We start from the raw sequence: 19,708 nt of genomic DNA, 5'->3' as shown, positions 1-19,708 counted from the left end.
ACCGACTCGGGGCTCCTCGGACGTCCCGACGACGGCCACCTCAGGACGCGTCCCGGCCGACCCGCCTCACCGCGAGCGCCTCGCCAACGCGACGACCCGAGCGGGCCGACAGTTGATTACCTGCGGGACCGAACGACCGCGTAACGGATGTTCGACGAGATACTGCTCCCCGTCGACGGGAGCGAGAACAACCGTGCCGCGATCGCGCACGCCGGCGGTATCGCCGAAGCGTTCGGGAGCACGATCCACGTCCTCCACGTCGTCGACGAACGGATACTCGACAACGCGGACGCCGCCGACGAGCTGGTCGCGGCCGGCGAACGCCTCGTCGAGTCGGTCGCCGACGAACTGGAGGGGGACGGTATCGACACGTCCTCTCGGGTCGAGACTGAGATCCCGCGCGATGTCATCGTCGACCACGCCCACGGCCGGGGGATCGACCTCGTCGTGCTGGGGAGCCACGGGCGGACGGGGATGCGGAAGTTCCTCCTCGGAAGCGTCGCCGAGGGCGTCATCAGACGCTCGGACGTCCCGGTGTTGACGGTCCCGCCGGGCGGGGCGGGGGCCGAGTTCTCGCCGTACCGGACCGTGCTCGTCCCGACCGACGGGAGCCCGAGTGCGGCCGCCGCGCTCGACCCGGCTACGGCGCTGTCGACGGCGTTCGACGCCCGCCTCGACGCGCTCTCGGTCGTGACCACGACCGCGCTCGGGGTCGACGTCCGCTCGACCGTGTTCCACGAGCAGCTGGAGGAACGCGCCCGAACCGCCGTCGACGACCTCGAGGAGCGGGCGAGGGCGGCCGGCGTCTCGTCGGTCGGGACGTCGGTCGCTCACGGGTCCGCCGCGGCGGAGATCGTGCGGTACGCCGTGGAGCACGACGTGGACCTGGTGGCGATGGGGACCCACGGCCGGGAGGGTGTCGAACGGTACCTCCTCGGCAGCGTGACCGAGCGCGTCCTCCGCACGTCGTCCGTGCCGGTGCTGACCGTCCGAGTTCCCGAATCCGGGACCGAACCGGGGATGACGTCCGAGTCCTCCTGACTGGACCACGGCGGCGATTCCCGAGCGGATACCCGCGTTGCGGCCGCCGAGGGTCCCAGTCGACAGGCATATAGTCGACCTGTTGCGTACAGGTGGTCACAGTGATGGCGACGACCCACGTGCTGACCGGAATGCTCCTCGCGGTTCCGGTCGCCCTCGTCGCGCCGGAACTCGCGCCCGCCGCCCTCCTCGCGGGCGCCCTCGGCGGCTTCGCGCCCGACGCCGACCTCTACGCCGGCCACCGGAAGACGCTCCACTACCCGGTCTACGGGCCGGCCGCGGCCGCCCTCGCGGTCGGCGCGGCGGCGGCGATTCCCGGCGAGGCGACGGCGTTCCTCGCCGTCTTCCTGCTTGCCGCGGCCGTCCACGTCCGCATGGACGTCTTCGGGGGCGGCCTGGAGCTCCGGCCGTGGGAGGGCGGTTCCGACCGCGCGGTGTACGACCACTTCCGCGGACGCTGGCGTCGTCCGCGCCGGCTCGTCCGCTACGACGGCTCGCCCGAGGACCTGCTCCTCGCGTTCGTCGCGGCGGGCCCGGTGCTGGTCGCGTTCGCCGACGTCGCGTACGTCACGCCCGCGGTCGCGCTGTTACTCGGCGTCTCCGCGCTCTACGTCGCCGTTCGGAAGCCGCTCGCCGGGCTCGCTGCGCAGCTGGTCCCGTTCGTTCCCGTCCGCGTTCGGCGGTACGTTCCGGAGCGCTACCACGGCTGAGCGTTCGAGCCGGGGTCGTCCACGCTCGAACGGGGCGAGGCCGGTGGCGGTCGTCATTCGCCGGTCGTCCCGCCCGCGAGCGAGAGACCGTTGTGTGACCGAAAGAGGGTCGTGGGGTCGTACTCGGCCTTGAGTTCGGCCAGCCGCTCGTAGTGGTCCCCGAACGCGGCGCGCATCAGGTCCGTCCGGTCCGCCGCGAGTCCGGGGAAGTTCACGTAGAGGGACCGGTCCGACTGCTCCCAGAGGTGTTCCCACGTCTCCCGCGCCCAGTCGAGGTTCTGGCTCGACGTGTGGGGGTCGTCCCACGTCGCCTCGACGCTCAGCATGAAGGCGGCGTCGCGGTGGGGGAAGGCGGTGTCGTCGGCGTCGACCCGGTTCATCTCCCCGCCGAGTTGCCAGAGGGTCACGCTCGAGTGGTGGGACGGCGCGACCGACGCCCGTTCGACGAGCAGGTCGATGCAGTCGTCGCCCAGTTCGTCCAGGTACATGGACTTCCAGTAGTAGTTCCGCCCGTGGGGGTAGGCGCCCTCCGAGTCGTGGATGTCGGCGTACGTCGTGGGGCCGCTGTAGTCGACGAGCGGGTCGCCGAGCTCCCGGAGGGGCCGGAGGACCCGCTCCCCCTCCTCGACCGGTCCGACGTGACAGGCCATGATCCCGAGCGCAGGCTCGCCGCGGGCGGATTCTGGGACACCGTCGCCCCCGGGTGCGAAACTGTGGAACGCGAGCGTCGTCACCTCGTCGGGGCACGACTCCGTGTACTCCCGATAGGCGCGCAGGACCTCGCGGGAGTTGTCGCCGGGGTAGTACACCATGGCGCTCGCGATCTCCGGGCCGACGGGGTGGAGGTCGAACTCGAACGACGTCACGGCGCCGAACTGTCCGCCCGCGCCACGGATCGCCCAGAACAGGTCCCCGTGGTCGGACGGGCTCGCCCGGACGAACGACCCGTCGGCGAGGACGACGTCCACGGAGCGGAGGCTGTCGATGCCGAGCCCGTACTTCCGGCGGATCCAGCCGAGTCCGCCGCCGAGCGTCGACCCCGCGACGCCCGTGTCCGCGGCCATACCGCCCGGCACCGCGAGCCCGAACACCTGCGTCTCGCGGGTGAGTTCGCCGAGGGTGACGCCGGGTTCGACACGCGCGCGTCGGGCGTCCGGGTCCACGTGTATCCCCTTCCGCTCCGAGAGGTCGACGACCAGGCCGCCGTCGACGACGGCCGTCCCGGCGACGTTGTGGCCGCCGCCGCGGATCGACACCGGGAGGTCGTGCTCGCGGGCGAAGTCGACCGCCTCGACGACGTCGGCGACCCCCGAACACCGCGCCACGACGGCCGGGTAATGGTTGATCAACCCGTTCCACACCTGCCGCGCGTCGTGGTACCCCTCGTCGTCGTGTGTGAACACCGTCCCGGCCATCCGCTTCCTGAACGCGCGAACCTCCTCCTCCGGGATCTCCCGGAGCGAGCCGACTCCGGAGTGGTGCTTCGAACCGCGCATGTCACGGAGGTTCGCCTCGAATCCTGTTGAAGGTTGTGCGGGGTCGAATACGGCGGTCGTCGGCGTCCGCGTCACCGCCGAGCGACCGTCCGATTTCGTGGCGTTCGACGTGGCCGACGCCAGCGACGGGAGTGGACTACGTCCGCTTGTCGCGGGCCGGCCTGGTCTCCAGGCCGAAGACCCACGGGAGCACGTAGACGATCGTGGCCGCGATGATCGCCCCGCTCAGGAGGACGCCGAGCAGTTCGGCCCCTCCCCGGACGGGGGCGACGGCGAGGTAGCCTACCGCCAGGAGCGCGAAGAACGCGACGGCCTGTACGATTCGGGGCACGTTCGGTGTTGTGTCCTGCCCGATATAGGGGTGTTGCCGGCACCCGCGGGAACGTCGAGCAGTCGCCCCGGGCGAAGCGTGTCGCCGGATCTCGGGGTCGAATGCGCCCCCTAACCGGCCCAACGTTAAATCCCGACGCGACGAGAGTGTCCACGTACAGTGACTCACGCCGTAGTGGTGGGAGGACGATGACCCACCCGGTCGAGGTGCAGCGATTCACGCTCGGAGCGACCCGTCCAGGGGTCGCCTCGAACGGAAGGGACCGATGAGTTCGGGGTTCCGCGACTTCCTGGCCTCGCTCCGGGGGCCGGTCTCCGTCTACTCCGAACCCGAGGGCCTCCCGCGCCACGCCACCTGGCTCGAACTGTTCTTCGACCTCGTGTTCATCGTCGCGGTCGCCGAACTCGGCGCGTTCCTCCGGGAGTCGCTCTCGCTCGTCGCCGTCCTCGAGTACGCCAGCCTGTTCATCCTCGTCTGGTGGACGTGGGTCGGGTTCAGCTACTACGCCGACGTGTTCGACACGGACGACCTCTTCTCGCAGGTCGCGCTGATCGTCGTGATGTTCGGGGTGATCATCATGTCCCAGACGATCCACGACGCGCTCCACGGGGGCTCGTTCGAGTTCGCGGCCGCGTTCCTCGTCTTGCGGCTCCTCTACATCGGCCTCACGGTCCGCGGGTGGTACATGACCGGGGGGTCGGACAAGTTCTTCAGCTACTGGGTGACGTTCAGTTCGCTGTCGACGTTCGTGTGGGCGCTGTCGCTGTTCTACGCGGACCCCGGCCGGTTCGGGCTCTGGACGTCCGCGTTCCTCCTCGAGATCGCCGGGATCGGAATCGTCTACCTCGTGTTCGACACGGTTCCGGTCCAGGTGTCGCACTTCCCGGAACGGCTGGGACTGTTCACCATCCTCGTCCTCGGCGAGACGATCCTCGCCGTCGCGGCCGGGACGGAGGGAGCCGACTGGTTCCTCCGCTCCGGGATCACCGCGCTCGGCGGCTTCCTGGTCGCCGTGACGCTGTGGTGGCTCTACTTCAACAACTTCGACGAGCGAACGATCGACCGCGTGCTCGGGCAGTCAGAACTCCACTGGCTCCACATGCGCGAGCGGATGCTCGTCTACGTCTTCGGCCACTACTTCGTCTTCACGGGTATCGGCGCGGCCGGTATCGGCCTCGAGGCGGCGATCGAGGCCTCGATCGCGGGCCACGAGATCGAACCCGTCGCCCGGGTGGTGCTCGCCGGGGGGATCGCCGCCTTCCTCCTCGGCAGCAGCGTCTGCCACCGGGCGATGCCGACGCCGATCCACGACCACCTGTTCGCCGCACGCATCGGGACGGCGCTGATCGTCGTCGCCGGCGCGGTCGTGGGGAGCCACGTATCGCCGGTCGTCGCCACGTGGCTCGTCGCGTTCCTCCTGCTCGGGCTCACAGTCGTCGAGGGCGTCCACCGGTACTCGCGCTCGTCGGCGGGAGCCGTCGAACCGGAGCCGGGGCCATGAGACGGAAACAGACGACGAGTCGGGAACGGGGCGACCGGCACGGCCGGCGCGTCGCGACGCCGGGACACCGGCGGGGGAGGGCGTAGCAGATGCGCGAGGTCGTCCTGATGTGGCGCGACTCGCGGATGATCATCCTCACGGTGGTCGTGACCGCGGTGTACACGGCCGCTCTCATCCCGTTCAAGGGGTTCGTCCTCGTTCCGGGGTTCACGGAGATCAGGATCGCGAACGCGTTCCCGGTCGTGTTCAGCCTCATGTTCGGGCCGGCGGCCGCCTGGGGGTCGGCGTTCGGCAACCTCCTGGGGGACGTCTTCGGCGGAACCCTGACCCGGGGGAGCTTCTTCGGCTTCGCCGGGAACTTCTTCTTCGGGTTCGTCGGCTACAAGCTCTGGGGGAACCTCGGGCGGCTCTCGAGCGACAGGGAGCCGGACATGCGGTCGGGCGATCAGGTCGTCGAGTTCGTCGTCGTCGCCCTCGTGGCCTCCGCGGGGACCGCCGCGATCATCGCCTGGGGGCTCGAGGTCCTGGGGTTGTTCCCGTTCTCCGTCCTCGGCACCATCATCGGCGTCAACAACTTCCTGCCCACCGCCGTCCTCGGCCCCCTGCTGCTCCGGGTCCTCTACCCGCGGGTCAAACAGGACGGGCTCCTCTACCCGGACCTGATGCGCGCGAAGGACCTCCCGTCGGTGAACCATTCGCGCCAGTCGACCGCGGGAGTGACCATCGCCGTCGTCTCCATCGCGTGGGCCGTCCTCGGCATCGCCGTGAGCGTCGGTATCCAGGGCATCCCGCTCGGCGCCAGCCCGGGGGAGGTGATGCCGCCCAGCCCGGTGGAGACGCGGATCCAGCTGGTCGTCGGATCGGTCGCGGTCGTCCTGCTCCTCGTCGCGAGCGCCTTCTCCGGCGAGCGGCTCTCGCAGCTCTATCGTCAGGAACCCCCGGCCAGTGGGCCGTCCGACGAGTTCGGTCCGTGACCGGCGGGCCGAAGCGCGCCTTCAGTCGTCCTCGCTCGTGAAGCCGATCTCCTCGTGGGTCCCGTCGCAGTACGGTTTGTCCCCCGAGGCGCCACAGCGACACAGCCAGGCGTCGTCGTCCCGGGCGGTCGAGCCGTCCTCCTCGCCCACCAGTTCGAACTCGCCCTCCAGGTGGAACGGGCCGTCGTCCGTGGGCGTCACGCGCAGTACGCCCTCGGGCGGGGATCCGTCGTCCGTCGACCCGTCGGTCACGGTCCCGGCCGCCGAGAACTCGACGGACCGGTGACTGTTGTCACAGAGGGGTTTGTTCTCGGAGGCGCCGCACCGACAGAGCGCCACGCGGGTGTCCTCGAGGAGCACCTCGTCGTCCTCGGAGACGAGTTCGACGTCGCCGCGGACGTACAGCGGGCCGTCCGGGGCGACGGACACCGTGTTCTCCTCCGGGACCGACTCCGGGCTCCCGCCGTCCGACCGGTCGAAGTGCAGCGCGCCGGTCGGACACCGCGTGACGACCTCCGCCAGTTCGTCGGGGTCGGCGCCCTCCGGCTGGATCCAGGGTCTCCGGTCGGGGTCGAACACCGAGGGTAACCCGCGAACGCACTCCCTGGCGTGGATGCACCGCTCGACGTCGTAGCTCACCGTGATGTCCTCCGCTTCGTACTCGTGCACGTCCCGCTTCATCGTGAACTCCTCCGGGGCACCCACGCAGGTACGGCTGCGACATACGTTAACGTTCCTCTGGGCAGCGGAGAGCGCGACCGTTCGAGCGGTCGCGACCGCCGCCCCGGCCGCGGTTCGTCGACCCGCGACGGGGGCGTTACCGTCTCCTCACGCCCGGGAGCCGATGAACCGGTCACACGCGGACCCCACCCGTGTCGCGGAGTCCGACAGATCCCACTGGACCTCCCAGAACGGGTTCGCGCCGTTGACCCGGGGGACGAGCGCCGGGTCGGTGTCGGGCGAGATTGCGTCCCGACGGCCGCGCCCCGCGACGCCGATGTCGTGGGTCCGACGGACGACGTCGGCGGCCTCCTCGCTGTAGCTCCCGTACGGGTAGCAGAACCGGTCGATGTCGATGCTGAGGCTCTCCTCCAGTCGGCGTTTAGCGCCGGCGATCTCCGGTTCGAGCCGTTCCGGGGGGAGTTCGCCCAGGCGGGGGTGCGACCCCGTGTGGTTGCCGATCGTGACGAGGTCCTCGTCGGCCAGCTCGACCAGTTCCTCGCGATCCATGTACTCGTACTCGTCGTCGTTGTGGTCGAACGACGGGTCGTCGACCGCGTCGGCGATGACGAAGACGGTCGCCGGCACGTCGTACTCGCGGAGGATCGGCACGACGTTCCGATAGAAGTCGCGGTAGCCGTCGTCGAACGTGAGCGCGATCCGTTTCGCCCCGCCGGTGGAGAGGGCCTCCGGCAGGTCGACGATCTCGAATCGCGTGTCGAGGTACTCGATGTCGTGCCGGAGCCGGTCCGGGGGGAAGTCGTCGTAGAACCCGCCACCGACCGAGTGGTACCGGAGGACCCTGTTCGTTCGGCCGAGGCCGAGCGTCCCGAGACGGGAGTAGTGACCGGCGAACGCGACGAGACGCCATCCCCTGAGCAGGGCCGAGTCGAAATCCGTCAGCGTGTTCAATTTACGCATTCGTCGTGTCGAGGGACCTACTCCCTATTCGTTAGTTACCGGATTACGGTCCGGTGGGGGCCACTCGGAGGACCGAAGCCGACCGTGAACCGACGGGTCGTCGTCGCTCGCCGTCCTCACGGCCCGAAATCGGCTCGCCTCTCGTCGCCCGGACGACGTGTCGGCTTGCCGGGAACCGAAGAGGAATTCGGCCGGGACGATACCGGGGACCGATGGCCCAGCGCAGCGGCAGGGAACTGCTCGGCGTCGCGACCGCGGCGTTCTTCGTGACGATGGTCGCTCGGCTGGCCCCGAGCCCGCTCGTCCCCGACATCATGGACGCGTTCGTCGTCACGAAGAGCGAGGTCGGCGTCGCTCTGACGGGGATGTGGGCCGCCTACGCCCTCTTCCAGTTCCCCGGCGGCGTCCTCGCGGACCGGTACGGCGAGCGCCGGGTCGTGCTGCTGGCGATGGGCGCGACCGGCGTCGCGAGCACGGTGCTCGCGGCCGCCCCGACGTTCCCGCTGTTCGCCGCCTTCGCGGTGACGCTCGGGGCGGCCGCGGGGCTGTACTTCACCGCCGGGACCGCCTTCCTCACCGCGCAGTTCGAGGACACCGGGCGGGCGCTCGGCATCCACGAGATCGGTGCGTCGTCCGCCGGGCTGGTCGCCCCCGTCGCAAGCGCGTACGCGGCGACCAGGTTCGGCTGGCGCGCCGGCCCGCTCGTCCCCGCGACCGTCGCCGTGGTCGTCCTCGTCCTCTTCGCGTGGCGCGCGCCCCGAACGCCGCCGGCCGATCCCGGCCAGTCGCTGACCGAGCAGCTCGACGTCCGTCGGCTGCTCGCGCTCCTCGCGCGGCCGAGCGTCCTGTTCACGACCGTCCTCGCGATGGTCGCCTTCTTCACCTGGCAGGCGTTCGCCTCGTTCTTCCCGACGTTCCTCGTCGAGTACGCCGACGTCCCGACGGGCCGCGCGAGCCTCGTGTTCGGTGCCGTGTTCGCGCTCACCATCGGCGGCGCGCCCGCGCTGGGCTGGGCGTCGGACGCGACCGGCCGGGACGCCACCTTCGGGGCGTCGCTGCTCGCCGGCATCGCGGGGTACGTCCTCTTCCTGTTCGCGGAGGGAACCGCGGCGGTCGTTGCCGGGACGCTCCTCGTCGGTATCGGGCTGAGCTGGCCGGGCGTCCTCAACTCCCGGTTCATGGACGTCCTCGCCGAGGACGAGCGCGGTACCGGGTTCGGGCTCGTCCGGACGGTCGTGCTGCTCGTCAGCTCGCTCGGCAGCGGCGTGACGGGGACGATCGCCGACCGGGCGGGCTGGCTCCCGGCCTACGGGCTCGTCGCGGGGCTCATGGGACTGCTTGTCGTCCTGCTCGTCGCCAATCAGGCGCTGGGCGTCGACGCCTGAGCAGGACGGCTACGCCGCGGTGCGTCCACCACGATCAGTCGGCGAACGGGTTTCGCAGCCGGCGGTCGGTCGTCCGTTCGATCTCGAGGAGCCGGTTGTACTTCGCCAGCCGCTCGGAGCGCGCCAGCGAGCCGATCTTGATCTGGCCGGCGTCGAGCCCGACGGCCAGGTCGGCGATGGTCGTGTCGCACGTCTCGCCCGACCGCGCCGACACGACCGGGGCGACGTCCGCCGCCTTCGCGTCGGCGACGACGTCCATCGCCCGAGTCATCGTCCCCGCCTGGTTCGGCTTGACGAGCACCGCCGAGACGACGTCGTCCTCGGTGGCGCGAGCGAGCCGGTCGCGGTTCGTCACGAGCAGGTCGTCGCCGAGCAACTGGACGTCGGCGGGGAGCCGGTCGGCGAGCCGCGCCCATCCCCGCCAGTCGTCCTCCGCGAGGGGGTCCTCGATCGAGATCAGGGGGTACGACTCGGTCCACTCGACGACCAGCGAGATCAATTTCCCGCGGTCGAGCGTCCGGCCGACGCTCTCCAGCCGGTACGTGTCCGCGTCGGCGTCGTAGAAGTGGGAGGCGGCGACGTCGACCGCCAGCGCGACGTCGTCGCCGGGGACGTACCCCGCCCGCTCGATGCCGTCGACCACGAGTTCGAACGCCTCCCCAATCCCCGCCATCGGCGGGGCGAACCCGCCCTCGTCGGCGACGAGCGGGCGGTGGCCGGCCTCGACGACGAGCGAGCGCACCGCGCGCCGGACGTCCCACGCCGTCTCGAGCGCCTCGGAGTAGGTGGTCGCCCCCCGGGGGACCGCGAGCACGTCCTGGATCTCGATGCCACCCTCCGCGTGCAGGCCGCCGCTGACGACGTTGACCATCGGCGTGGGCATCGACCCCTCGGATCCCCGACTGTCGGCGATGTACCGGTGAAGGGACTTCCCGGCGACGGAACTCGCGGCGTGGGCGACCGCGCCGGATACCGCGAGCACCGCGTTGGCCCCCACGGCGGCGAGGGCGTCGGTTCCGTCGTAGGCCACCATCGCCGCGTCGATCGCCTCCTGGTCGGTCGCGTCCCTGCCGACGACGACCTCGGCGAGTTCGTCGTTCGCCGCCGCGACGGCGTCGGTCACGCCCTGCCCGCCGTATCGGCCGCCCCCGTCGCGCCGTTCGACGACCTCGTGCTCGCCGGTACTCGCACCAGCCGGGACGGTGAAGGTGCCCGAACCCGACTTGGCGTCGACCCGGGCGCGAACCGTCGGGTTCCCCCGCGAGTCGAGCACTTCCCAGGCCGTGACGTCGGTGATCTCGCTCACCGGCCGTCCACCTCCTCGCGGACGATCGAGGCCAACTCCGCGACCGTCCCGACATCCCCGGTCAGGATCCGCCTCGCGAGCGCCCGAAGCGTCTCCTTCGTCTCCACCTGCTCGACGTACTCGACCGGCGACTTGCCGTCGACGCGGGCGAGCATGAGGACGCCGAGTTCCCGCACCACGTCGGTTTCGTCGATGGGGGTCGTCTCGACGGTGTCGCGGTACGCCTCCCAGAACGCCTCGGCGGCCGAGACGTACTCGTCCCGCCGGTCGGCGAGGTAGACCGACTTGATGAACAGGTGGTTGAGCATGAACGCGACGTCGAACGCCGGGTCGCCCCAGTGTGCCACCTCGAAGTCGAGCAGCCAGAGGTGGGGTCGCCTGTCCGTGTCGTCGACGAGCACGTTCTTCGGGCTGTAGTCGCCGTGGACCAGCGTCGAGCGCGTCGACCTGATGCGCTCGATCTCGCGCTCGATCGCCGGCGCGAGGTCCGGGTGGCGCTCCGCGACGGTCCGGTGGTACGGGTCCAGGCGCAGTTGCTCGAACGGGACGTAGTTCCCGAACGCTTCCTCGAGGTCCCCGTCGTCCGCGGCGTAGTCGTGGGCCGCCGCGAGGAACTCGCCGACCGTCGCGGCGATCCCCGGGTCGACGGTTCCGTCGAGCAGGTCCGACTTCCACATCCGCGCCGACTCCGGGGCCGAGGAGATGCCGATGACGTGTTCCTCGTGGTCCTCGAAGCGGACGGCCGGGACCGCGACGCCGTCCATCCCGCGGTCGTCGAGGACGGCGGCGTACACCCGGGCGGCCGCGGCCTCGTTGTGGACGCGGCCGACGTCCGCCGGCCAATCGTCCGCCACCGCGAGGTCCGGGAGCGGCTGTTTGAGGACGACCGCGTCGTCGTCCCAGCTGACGCGGAACACGTCGTTCGAGACGCCCCCGCCCAGCGGTTCGGCGACCGGTCGGGCACCCTCGGGGACTCGACCCCGAGCTTCGAGGTACTCGACGGCCGCGTCGGCGTCCAACCTCATCGCTCGGCGTCCCCCGTGGCGCGGAACTGTCCCGTGTCAGTCATACCCACAGTTCGGGCGGTTCGGCTAATGGCTCTTGGGGAGGGCCGGCGGACGGCCGCCGGCGACCGACCGCCAACTGCCGTCCGAGCACCGCTCAGAAGTGCGAGAACTTGTCCCGGCGGTACAGGTCCAGTTCGTTCACGGCGTCGGTCCCGGCCTGTCCGAGCGAGAACCGCACCGCGTCAGCGATGGCCTCGGGTTCGGTCGCCTCGTCGGGGCCGTACTGCTCCTCGAACGCGTCGCCCTGCTCGGAGCCGAACTCGGTCCGCACCTCGGTCGGGTTGACGACGGACACCGCAATCCCGTCGTCGCCGACCTGGCCCGCGAGGCTGTGTGCGAACCCGCGAACGTACCACTTGGTCGCGGCGTACACCGGGTTGCCGGGCCGGGGGTACTGCCCGGCGAAACTGCCGATGAACACCACCGTCCCCTCGGTCTCGCGGAGATGCGGGAGCGCCGCGCGGGTGGCGTAGAACGCGCCGTCGACGTTCACGTCCATCATCGTGTGGTACTCCTCGTCCGTCAGCTCCGCCACCTCGCCGCCGAGCCCGACGCCGGCGTTGTTCACCAGCCCGTCGAGGCGGCCGAACTCCCCGACCGTGGCCTCGACGAGGTCGTCCACCTGCTCGCGCTCCGTGACGTCGGTCGACACCGGAAGCGCCTGAACGTCGTACTCGGATTCGAGTTCGTCGGCCAGTTCCTCGAGCCGGTCCTCGCGACGGGCGGCGAGCACGAGGTTCGCCCCGTCCGCCGCGAGAACGCGCGCGGTGGCCCCGCCGATTCCGGAACTCGCTCCCGTGACGACGACCGCGTCGCCTTCGATGTCCTCCATGTTCGGGAACTCGTAGCGAGGGCCGAAAGGGGTTACTCCCGCTCTCGCGGGTCACCTCCGAACGGTCGACGTGTGATCCCTCCGGGCGTTCCGACGACGTCGAAGTCGGTGGCGGTCAAGCTAGGTGATCGGGTGGGCGGGGAGGCCAACCAAATCGGTGACGGGGAACGATCCCGACTCGACGGCCGGCCAGATTCGCGTAGCTCACGGGACGCACCCACCGAGAATATCAATTTCTAGTATATAGAATTTAGATTACTAATTTCTCGCCTATCGAGCTGCTGTATTCCCACGAAGTATCGCTAAACCAAGCCGATCCTACACCCCTCAGCTAGTTGAGAGCGGTGATCCTCACCATAACCCGTCGATCCGGACCCAATCGTCTCGAACCGTATCCTCAGTCCACCCCAATCTCGAGAAGAGCGAGTACGACGCCTCGTACCGGGTTCAGTCCGATTCCAACAACGGAGTCGTGTTACTGGGGATGGCTATCGTTTACATTCGCGTGCGCCGACCCGCGTTGACCGATTCCAATCATTCCCCAGTCTCGTATTCAATACTATCATGTCTTTGTGGTATGGAACGACCTCGAGGAAGTAGGGGGAGAGATGGCAGAAATCGGTTCGGAGAAGCCGGACACGAGGAGCCGACCGCCGTCCACGCCGCCACAGTCGACGGTCGGGGTCGACGAAAAGATCACTGCAGACGTACACTTAGCGCGAAGGACGGGGCCCCTGTCGCGTCCCCGGGGCCCCGTCCGGAGGGAAGGTTTTTGTACGATCGAAACCGTGTCGACACCGTGTCACGCGGTAGCAGTAGCGGTCGGAACGGCCGAGTTTCGGGTCGTCCAGCGGCGTCCCGTTTCGACGCGGACGCCGCGCGCGGCGCCGACCCGTCCGCTGGCGGACCCCGGCTTCGTCGGGACGTCCGTCGCCGCCCGAAGAGACGCGCACAACGACGAGAGCCCAACGCAATCCAATGACAGAACACGAGCCACGCCGCGGCAGGACGGCCGCCTCACACCAGCACCCCGACCGACTGCGAACTACGGGGAGGCCGTGATGGACGGGAACGTCACCATCTCGAACCTGGAGAAGTTCTACGGCGAGGGGGCCGAGCGAACGAAGGCCATCGAGGACCTCTCGTTCGAGATCGACGGCGGCGAGTTCGTCAGCGTCGTCGGGCCGAGCGGCTGTGGCAAGAGCACGCTGTTGTACCTGATCGCCGGCTTCCTGGACGCGTCGACGGGGACGATCTCCGTCGACGGCACCCCCATCGACGGCCCGGGGACGGACCGGGGCGTGGTGTTCCAGGACTACGCGCTGTTCCCCTGGCGGACGGTGTTCGAGAACGTGACCTACGGGCTCGAGGAGGGCGGCGTCCCCAAGGACGAGCGGCAGGCCACGGCCCAGCGGTACATCGACATGGTCGACCTCGACGGGTTCGAGGACAAGTACCCGAAGGAGCTCTCCGGGGGGATGAAACAGCGCGTCGCGCTGGCCCGGACGCTCGCGTACGAGCCGAAGATCCTGCTCATGGACGAGCCGTTCGGCGCGCTCGACCAGCCGCTCAGGGAGTCGCTCCAGGACCAGCTGATCGACATCTGGGGCGACCTCGAGAAGACGGTCGTGTTCATCACCCACGACGTGGAGGAGGCCGTCTACCTCTCCGAACGCGTGATGATCATGACCCGCCACCCCGGGACGAAGAAGATGGTCACCGAGGTCGACCTCGACCGGTCGCTCCCCCGCGAGGAGATCATCACGTCCGACGAGTTCACGACGACGAAGAACGCCGTCTGGAAGTCGCTCCGCGAGGAGACGAGGACGGAGGTGCGACCGTAGCCGTGGGGGGGGCAACCTTTCAGGGGTCCGAAGCGGTCCCGGAACGGCTCCGGAGTCCCGCCCGGGCGGTCTTCGACTGGGTCCCGCTCGTCATCGTGGCGCTCCTGTGGGAACTGGCGAGCGGGACGGTCGTCGCCGAGGCGATCCTCCCGTCGCCCGTGACCGTCTCCGGCGAGATCTGGGAGCTGCTCGTCACCGGCGAGGTGTACTCGCACCTGTTCGTCTCGCTGTTCCGGATCGCGGTCGGCCTGGGGCTGAGCATCGCCATCGGCGTCCTCCTCGGCATCGGGATGGCGCGCTCGGACGCGGTCGAGAACTTCTTCGACGTCTTCCTCTCGATGACGTACCCGATCCCGAAGACGGCGCTCGTTCCACTCGCGATCCTCTGGCTGGGCGTGGGCACGAGCACCGCGATCCTCATCGTCTTCCTCGCCTGCCTGCTCCCCATCGTCCTCAACAGCTACAACGCGGCGAGCGACGTCGACCGGAACCTCGTGTGGTCGGCGAAGATGATGGGAACGGACGGACGGCGGCTCCTCTGGAAGGTCATCTTCCCGGCGACGATCCCCGAGATCATGACCGGGGTCCGGCAGGCCGTCCCCATCGCCTTCATCGCGCTCGTGAGCGCGGAGCTCATCGCCTCCAACGAGGGGATCGGCTACCTCATCCTGACGTCCGGCCAGATCGGCAACTACCCGACGATGTTCGCGAACATCGTCATCATCTCGGCGATGGCCTTCGTCGCGGTGAGGGGGTTCGAGGAGGCCAGGGAACGGGTGTTGACATGGACGTAACCGCAGACCGACGGGTCGACCTGTCCGCCGCCGTCTCGGTCGGCAAGTCGATCTACTCGCTCGTCATCGTTCTCGTCCTCTGGGAGCTCGTCGCCCAGTTCGGGCTCATCCACTACTACTTCCTGCCGCCGCTCTCGGACATCCTGCTCCGGTTCTACGAGCTGACGGTGTCCGGCGAGATGCTGTACAATGCCTACCTGACGCTCAGGCGGGCGCTCGTCGGCCTGGCGATCGCGTCGGTCCTGGGCATCGTCGTCGGCATCCTCTGCGCGCGGAACGCCGCCGTGAACTGGTTCTTCGACCCGATCATCAAGATCGGTTACCCGGTGCCGATCATCTCGCTCATCCCGGTGTTCATGCTCTGGTTCGGCATCGGCGACGTCTCGAAGATCATCATGGTCGCGGTCGGGACGTTCTGGCCGGTCGCGGTCAACGCCCGCGACAGCACGCGACAGGTCGAGCAGAACCTCGTCTGGTCTGCCCGGATGATGGGGACGGGCAACGGGCGGCTCCTCCGCCGGGTGATCCTGCCGGCGGCGGCGCCGGGCATCCTGACCGGCCTCCAGATCGCCATGCCCCTCTCGCTCATCATCACCTTCGTCTTCGAGATGGTCGCCGGCGGCGGCGGGCTGGGAGCCCTGGAGATCGAGGGCGTCCGCTCGTTCGAGTCGACCCAGGTGTACGCCGCCATCATCGCCATCATGCTCGTCGGTATCGGCCTCGACCGCATCCTCCGCTTCGCCCGCGGCCGACTCCTCCACTGGACGTAAGCGGGGTGGGACCGTCCTGCCGGCCCTGTCCGGCCGCAGTCCCCGTTCGCTTCCCCCACTCGTTCACACCGTCTCGATCCTTCCCCTTCGGTCGCTCACGTCGTCTCGACGCGACGCCGGTGGCGCCGAGGCGAAAACCTAAATGGTCGTCTAGCCATGTTCTCGCTGTATGCCAGCGACCCCCACGAACAGCTGCGTGGCAGTAGAGTTCCCTCCACGGATGCGGGAGGGACGCCCCGACTCCGACGGCGGGTGGTACGCGCGATGATCGACGTCACCGAGGAACGGGTCATCGACTGCGACTGGCACTACCAGGACTCGTTCAAGGAGGTCGCGGAGTACATGCCCGAGCCGTGGCACACGAAGTACGTGGAGAGCAACTGGGACGACGCGGGCGTGAAACAGAACCTCAGTTCCTTCTTCCCCACGTCCACGGGCGACAGGCAGAACTACGGGAAGGTCACCCGCGAGCACTCGAACTACCCCGACGAGCCGGAGGACCCGGAGCGCGTCACCGAGGGGATGGAGTTCCTCGACATCGACGTGTCGCTGCAGATCTCCCACCTCATCCTCGCGATGGGCGGCGTCAACGCCGACGACGAGCGCGTGCAGGCGTTCACGAAGGGGTACATCGAGTACATGATGGAGGAGGTGCTCGACCCCGACGAGGGCGTCTACGGGCTCGCGCCGATCCCGTACGGCGACGTCGACGCCTCGCTGGAGGTGCTCGAACGCGTCGAGGACGAGGAGGCGTGGGTCGGCGCCTGCTTCATCACCGCGGGGGCGAGCCCGCCGCTGGGGAACCGGAAGTACGACCCGATCTACGAGCGTTGCGAGCAGATGGACTACCCGGTCGTGTACCACACCGGCGGGTCGGGCCTCGACGAGTACGTCCGGGCCGGCTACCAGGAGATGATCGAGACGCACACGCTCGGATTCCTGGAGTCGAACATGTCCCAGATCGTCAGCGTCGCCTGCCAGGGCATCCCGGAGAAGTTCCCCGACCTCGACATCGTGTTCATGGAGTCGGGCGTGACGTACATCCCGGGGCTCGTCAGCCGCCTCGACGAGGAGTACCTGAAGCGACCCGAGGAGGCGCCGCTGCTCGACACGCGCCCCGGCGAGTACATCACGGACTTCTACTTCGGCACCCAGCCGCTGGAGATCTCCGCGCGCAACGACCTGCTCGAACTCTGCTTCGACATGATCGGGACCGACCGGCTGCTGTACGCCTCGGACTACCCCCACTGGGACTTCGACAGCCCCTCGACCATCAACGATCTCCCGATGCTCGACGACGACGACCGCCGGGCGATCCTCGCGGGCAACGCCGAGGAGGTGTTCGGCCTGTGAGCGACGACTCGCTCGTCAAGGTCGGGCCGGCCGACGAGTTCGCGGACGGCGACCACCGGATCGTGCAGATCGGCCGGGCCGAGGTCGGCGTCATCAAGGCGGAGGGGGAGTTCTACGCCATGCGGAACCAGTGCCCCCACGACGGCGGGCCGGTCTGCGAGGGGAAGGTCCAGCGCAAGCTCGTCGGCGAGTTCACCGGACCGGGCGAGCGCATCGACCAGCACTACAGCGACGACTGCATCGTCTCCTGTCCGTGGCACGGCTGGTCGTTCGACCTCGAGACCGGGACGCACATCGGCGACGACAGCATCGTCCTCCCGATGTACGACGTGGTCGTCGAGGACGGCGTCGTCTACGTCGACGACGGGAAGTAGCAGTAACGCGGACCGTCGGCTGTGAGCCGTCGCCGCCCGCGACGGTTCGGTTTTCGACGTTCCCCGGCGCCGTGAGCCTCGACGCCGAACACGCCGGCTCGTGGACCGACGGCGCTCGACCCACCGGGGACAATCTACTTGGGGCAGACCGGTGAGGGGGGAGTATGCACGTTGCGATCATCGGCGGCGCGAGCACCATCGGCTCGACCGTCGCCTACACCGTCGCCGGGCTGGCCCCCTCCATCGACGTCAGCCTCGTGGACATCGACGAGGAGGCCGCCTGGGCCCACGCCACGGACATCTCCCACGCGGGCTACCACTTCGCCAACGCGCCCGACGGCCGGTCGAGGGTCGGCCCCGACGGGTTCGGCGAGGTCCGGTCGGCCACCCCCGAGGACCTGCCGGACCTGGATCCCGACCTCCTCGTGTTCAACGCGGCCGCCCCCCAGCCGGAGGACGCGACCGACCGCGGCGCCCGCGAGGCGGAACTCGAGCGGAACCTCGCCATCGTCGACGACGTCGCGGCGGACCTGCGCGGACTCGACCCGACCCCGCTGCTCGTCGTGACCAACCCCATCGACCGGCTCACCTACCGGTTCCGGTCACTGCTGGGCTGGCCACGGGAGAAGTTCATGGGCTACTCGCTCTCCGAGACGGCCCGCGCGGCCGACGCCATCGCCGAGGGGCTCGGCGTGCACAGGAACGCCGTCCACTGCCCCATGATGGGCGAGCACGGGGAGAACGTCGTCCCGGTGTTCTCCCGCGTCCGCGTCGACGGCGAGCCCGTGGAGGTCCCGGAGTCGGACCGCGCCGACGTCCGGGAGTACGTGCGCGACGTCCCCTTCGAGATCGCGAAGCGCCGAGGGGTGAGGGAGACGTCGCGGTGGGTGACGAGCGCCGGCGTCACCCGCGTGATCCGGTCGATGGCCGCCGGCGGGAACGAGGAACCGTTCTGCCTGTCCACGCCCCTCGCGGGCGAGTACGGGTTCGAGGACGTGGCGCTGGGCGTCCCGGTGACGCTGGACGGCGACGGGGTCGCGGAGATCCACGAGTGGGAACTGTCGGCCGAGGAGGGGTCGCAACTGACGGAGGCGTACGAGGCGGTCAGAGCGGACCTCGAACGGATCGAGTAGCCGAAGTCGCTTCACCCTCTTCCAGCGGTTTCGGGCCAGCGTGGACCCCGTGCTCGCGGTGACGGATGGCGTGAAACGTAGGGGTCGCGTGAAAAATCGCGGTCGACGGCGTGTCCCCTCCCTTCAGTTCTCCGGGAGGAACTCGTTGGTGGCGTACTCGCGGACGTCGAAGCTCTGCTCGATGAAGCCGAGGTCGACGAGTTCGTCCATCGCGAACTGGAGTCGCTCGAAGTCGATCCTGATGTCCTGGCGGAAGTAGTCCTGGTTGGTGAGGAAGAAGCCGTCGACCAGCGGCTCCGGGAGCTCGAAGTGTTCGGCTGCGAGCGAGACGACCTCCGAGCGGTTGTCGTAGCAGTAGTCGACGAGTTCGGCGAAGTCCTCTCCCCACGCGCCGATGGCGTCGGACTTGTTGTCGATGGAGTCGTTCGAGGCGGCCGTGTACGCGAACGGGTACTCCTGGTCCCACGTGTCCTGGCTGGTGTACACCTCGGTGAAGTTCTCGCCGCGCGCCGAGACGGCGAAGATGGCCGGGAAGATGGCCGCGTCGATGCGCCCGTCGTTGATGGCGGACGTCATGGTGGGGAACGGGAGTTCGACCATGTCGACGCCGTTCTCCGGGTCGATGCCCTCCTGCTGGAGCTTCTTGACGATGACCGCGTGGACCCCGGTCCCGAGGCTGTTGACGGCGATCGTCTTGCCCTCGAGGTTCGCGGGCTCGGTGACGTCCGAGTCGCTCCCGGAGAAGATGGTGAACCCGTACCACTCGGGGTGGGCGTCCCAGAAGTCCGTCGCCACCATGGAGATGTTCCCCGGAACTGCCTCCTGCTGGACCGCCGACGCGTAGCTCACCGAGGAGAGGAGCGCCAGATCGGTCTCGCCGGCGGCCATGCCGTTCAGCGAGTCGGGCGTGCTCTGGTTCCGCGTGACCTTGAGTTCGTACGCGTCGCCGAGGTTCGTGAGTTGCTCCTGGAGCTCAGGGATGGCGAACAGGGAGCCGAGGTTCTCGACCGGGACCGTGAACGCAAGTCCGAGTTGCGTCGTCCCGCCTCCCGGAAGGCTCGAACACCCTGCGAGTCCGGTCAGGCCGGCCCCCGCGACGGCCGCACCTGACTTCAGAAACGTTCGACGCCGCGTGCTATCGAATGGCATCATCGAA

General features: G+C 69.1%; 19 protein-coding genes. 11 read left to right on the top strand and 8 right to left on the bottom strand.

Going from position 1 to position 19,708, the window contains the following annotated elements:
* Positions 1–147: 147 nt before the first annotated feature.
* Together HUG10_RS15220 and HUG10_RS15215 are read left to right on the top strand one after the other, a co-directional pair.
* Positions 148–1,041 (top strand): universal stress protein, encoded by an 894-nt coding sequence (locus HUG10_RS15220; RefSeq protein ID WP_179170381.1) that lies wholly within the window; start codon positions 148–150, stop codon positions 1,039–1,041.
* Positions 1,042–1,145: 104 nt separating this feature from the next.
* Positions 1,146–1,751: a metal-dependent hydrolase gene (locus HUG10_RS15215; RefSeq protein WP_179170380.1), complete on the top strand. Its 606-nt coding sequence runs from the start codon at positions 1,146–1,148 to the stop codon at positions 1,749–1,751.
* Positions 1,752–1,804: 53 nt separating this feature from the next.
* Here HUG10_RS15215 and HUG10_RS15210 read toward each other — a convergent pair whose 3' ends face one another.
* Together HUG10_RS15210 and HUG10_RS15205 are read right to left on the bottom strand one after the other, a co-directional pair.
* Complete coding sequence (locus HUG10_RS15210; protein WP_179170379.1) at positions 1,805–3,247, bottom strand: FAD-binding oxidoreductase; 1,443 nt, start codon at positions 3,245–3,247, stop codon at positions 1,805–1,807.
* 136 nt (positions 3,248–3,383) lie between these two features.
* Complete coding sequence (locus HUG10_RS15205) at positions 3,384–3,578, bottom strand: hypothetical protein (RefSeq protein WP_179170378.1); 195 nt, start codon at positions 3,576–3,578, stop codon at positions 3,384–3,386.
* A 265-nt stretch (positions 3,579–3,843) separates the two neighbouring features.
* On the opposite strand from HUG10_RS15205, the gene HUG10_RS15200 reads away from it, so the two are divergent.
* Together HUG10_RS15200 and HUG10_RS15195 are read left to right on the top strand one after the other, a co-directional pair.
* On the top strand, positions 3,844–5,079 hold the full coding sequence (locus tag HUG10_RS15200; RefSeq protein WP_179170377.1) for a low temperature requirement protein A: 1,236 nt from the start codon (positions 3,844–3,846) through the stop codon (positions 5,077–5,079).
* 89 nt (positions 5,080–5,168) lie between these two features.
* Entirely contained in the window at positions 5,169–6,053 is an 885-nt protein-coding gene (locus HUG10_RS15195; protein ID WP_218780606.1) for a QueT transporter family protein, read from the top strand.
* A gap of 21 nt (positions 6,054–6,074) precedes the next feature.
* Here HUG10_RS15195 and HUG10_RS15190 read toward each other — a convergent pair whose 3' ends face one another.
* Entirely contained in the window at positions 6,075–6,734 is a 660-nt protein-coding gene (locus HUG10_RS15190; protein ID WP_179170376.1) for a CDGSH iron-sulfur domain-containing protein, read from the bottom strand.
* A gap of 147 nt (positions 6,735–6,881) precedes the next feature.
* A complete protein-coding gene (locus tag HUG10_RS15185; RefSeq protein ID WP_179170375.1) occupies positions 6,882–7,694 on the bottom strand; it encodes a polysaccharide deacetylase family protein in 813 nt (270 codons plus the stop codon).
* A gap of 212 nt (positions 7,695–7,906) precedes the next feature.
* On the opposite strand from HUG10_RS15185, the gene HUG10_RS15180 reads away from it, so the two are divergent.
* The gene (locus tag HUG10_RS15180; RefSeq protein WP_179170374.1) at positions 7,907–9,079 is read left to right on the top strand and encodes an MFS transporter; all 1,173 of its coding nucleotides are present in this window, start codon (positions 7,907–7,909) and stop codon (positions 9,077–9,079) included.
* A gap of 34 nt (positions 9,080–9,113) precedes the next feature.
* Here HUG10_RS15180 and eno read toward each other — a convergent pair whose 3' ends face one another.
* The 3 genes from eno to HUG10_RS15165 form a co-directional block, all read right to left on the bottom strand.
* Entirely contained in the window at positions 9,114–10,385 is a 1,272-nt protein-coding gene (gene eno / locus HUG10_RS15175; protein ID WP_179170373.1) for a phosphopyruvate hydratase, read from the bottom strand.
* A complete protein-coding gene (locus HUG10_RS15170) occupies positions 10,382–11,410 on the bottom strand; it encodes a phosphotransferase family protein (protein WP_179170372.1) in 1,029 nt (342 codons plus the stop codon). Before HUG10_RS15170 ends, eno begins: the two co-directional genes overlap by 4 nt.
* A gap of 136 nt (positions 11,411–11,546) precedes the next feature.
* Positions 11,547–12,284 carry an SDR family oxidoreductase gene (locus HUG10_RS15165; protein ID WP_179170371.1) on the bottom strand — a complete coding sequence of 246 codons (738 nt, stop codon included), beginning with the start codon at positions 12,282–12,284 and terminating at the stop codon, positions 11,547–11,549.
* 1,061 nt (positions 12,285–13,345) lie between these two features.
* Here HUG10_RS15165 and HUG10_RS15160 point away from each other — a divergent pair.
* From HUG10_RS15160 to HUG10_RS15135, 6 genes are all read left to right on the top strand, one after another.
* The gene (locus tag HUG10_RS15160; protein ID WP_179170370.1) at positions 13,346–14,128 is read left to right on the top strand and encodes an ABC transporter ATP-binding protein; all 783 of its coding nucleotides are present in this window, start codon (positions 13,346–13,348) and stop codon (positions 14,126–14,128) included.
* Between the two features lie 2 nt (positions 14,129–14,130).
* Positions 14,131–14,922: an ABC transporter permease gene (locus HUG10_RS15155; RefSeq protein ID WP_179170369.1), complete on the top strand. Its 792-nt coding sequence runs from the start codon at positions 14,131–14,133 to the stop codon at positions 14,920–14,922.
* Positions 14,913–15,692 (top strand): ABC transporter permease, encoded by a 780-nt coding sequence (locus HUG10_RS15150; protein WP_179170368.1) that lies wholly within the window; start codon positions 14,913–14,915, stop codon positions 15,690–15,692. Before HUG10_RS15155 ends, HUG10_RS15150 begins: the two co-directional genes overlap by 10 nt.
* A gap of 264 nt (positions 15,693–15,956) precedes the next feature.
* Positions 15,957–17,045 carry an amidohydrolase family protein gene (locus HUG10_RS15145; RefSeq protein WP_179170367.1) on the top strand — a complete coding sequence of 363 codons (1,089 nt, stop codon included), beginning with the start codon at positions 15,957–15,959 and terminating at the stop codon, positions 17,043–17,045.
* The gene (locus HUG10_RS15140) at positions 17,042–17,419 is read left to right on the top strand and encodes a Rieske (2Fe-2S) protein (protein ID WP_179170366.1); all 378 of its coding nucleotides are present in this window, start codon (positions 17,042–17,044) and stop codon (positions 17,417–17,419) included. The genes HUG10_RS15145 and HUG10_RS15140 overlap by 4 nt, the downstream gene beginning before the upstream one ends.
* Before the next feature lie 164 nt (positions 17,420–17,583).
* On the top strand, positions 17,584–18,552 hold the full coding sequence (locus HUG10_RS15135) for a malate dehydrogenase (RefSeq protein ID WP_179170365.1): 969 nt from the start codon (positions 17,584–17,586) through the stop codon (positions 18,550–18,552).
* Positions 18,553–18,675: 123 nt separating this feature from the next.
* On the opposite strand, the gene HUG10_RS15130 is transcribed toward HUG10_RS15135, so the two are convergent.
* Entirely contained in the window at positions 18,676–19,701 is a 1,026-nt protein-coding gene (locus tag HUG10_RS15130) for an ABC transporter substrate-binding protein (protein ID WP_218780605.1), read from the bottom strand.
* Positions 19,702–19,708: the final 7 nt, after the last annotated feature.

This window comes from Halorarum halophilum (assembly GCF_013401515.1).
GTDB classification, from domain to species: domain Archaea; phylum Halobacteriota; class Halobacteria; order Halobacteriales; family Haloferacaceae; genus Halorarum; species Halorarum halophilum.
This window is presented reverse-complemented; position numbering and strand designations above follow the sequence as displayed.

What these genes read in the sequence shown, in the direction of transcription:
- HUG10_RS15130 (WP_218780605.1), bottom strand. Translation starts at nt 19,701, where the DNA reads ATGCCATTCGATAGCACGCGGCGTCGAACGTTTCTGAAGTCAGGTGCG.
- HUG10_RS15160 (WP_179170370.1), top strand. Translation starts at nt 13,346, where the DNA reads ATGGACGGGAACGTCACCATCTCGAACCTGGAGAAGTTCTACGGCGAG.
- HUG10_RS15165 (WP_179170371.1), bottom strand. Translation starts at nt 12,284, where the DNA reads ATGGAGGACATCGAAGGCGACGCGGTCGTCGTCACGGGAGCGAGTTCC.
- HUG10_RS15145 (WP_179170367.1), top strand. Translation starts at nt 15,957, where the DNA reads ATGATCGACGTCACCGAGGAACGGGTCATCGACTGCGACTGGCACTAC.
- HUG10_RS15210 (WP_179170379.1), bottom strand. Translation starts at nt 3,247, where the DNA reads ATGCGCGGTTCGAAGCACCACTCCGGAGTCGGCTCGCTCCGGGAGATC.
- HUG10_RS15180 (WP_179170374.1), top strand. Translation starts at nt 7,907, where the DNA reads ATGGCCCAGCGCAGCGGCAGGGAACTGCTCGGCGTCGCGACCGCGGCG.
- HUG10_RS15200 (WP_179170377.1), top strand. Translation starts at nt 3,844, where the DNA reads ATGAGTTCGGGGTTCCGCGACTTCCTGGCCTCGCTCCGGGGGCCGGTC.
- HUG10_RS15150 (WP_179170368.1), top strand. Translation starts at nt 14,913, where the DNA reads ATGGACGTAACCGCAGACCGACGGGTCGACCTGTCCGCCGCCGTCTCG.
- HUG10_RS15220 (WP_179170381.1), top strand. Translation starts at nt 148, where the DNA reads ATGTTCGACGAGATACTGCTCCCCGTCGACGGGAGCGAGAACAACCGT.
- HUG10_RS15185 (WP_179170375.1), bottom strand. Translation starts at nt 7,694, where the DNA reads ATGCGTAAATTGAACACGCTGACGGATTTCGACTCGGCCCTGCTCAGG.
- HUG10_RS15190 (WP_179170376.1), bottom strand. Translation starts at nt 6,734, where the DNA reads ATGAAGCGGGACGTGCACGAGTACGAAGCGGAGGACATCACGGTGAGC.
- HUG10_RS15215 (WP_179170380.1), top strand. Translation starts at nt 1,146, where the DNA reads ATGGCGACGACCCACGTGCTGACCGGAATGCTCCTCGCGGTTCCGGTC.
- HUG10_RS15170 (WP_179170372.1), bottom strand. Translation starts at nt 11,410, where the DNA reads ATGAGGTTGGACGCCGACGCGGCCGTCGAGTACCTCGAAGCTCGGGGT.
- HUG10_RS15135 (WP_179170365.1), top strand. Translation starts at nt 17,584, where the DNA reads ATGCACGTTGCGATCATCGGCGGCGCGAGCACCATCGGCTCGACCGTC.
- HUG10_RS15195 (WP_218780606.1), top strand. Translation starts at nt 5,169, where the DNA reads ATGCGCGAGGTCGTCCTGATGTGGCGCGACTCGCGGATGATCATCCTC.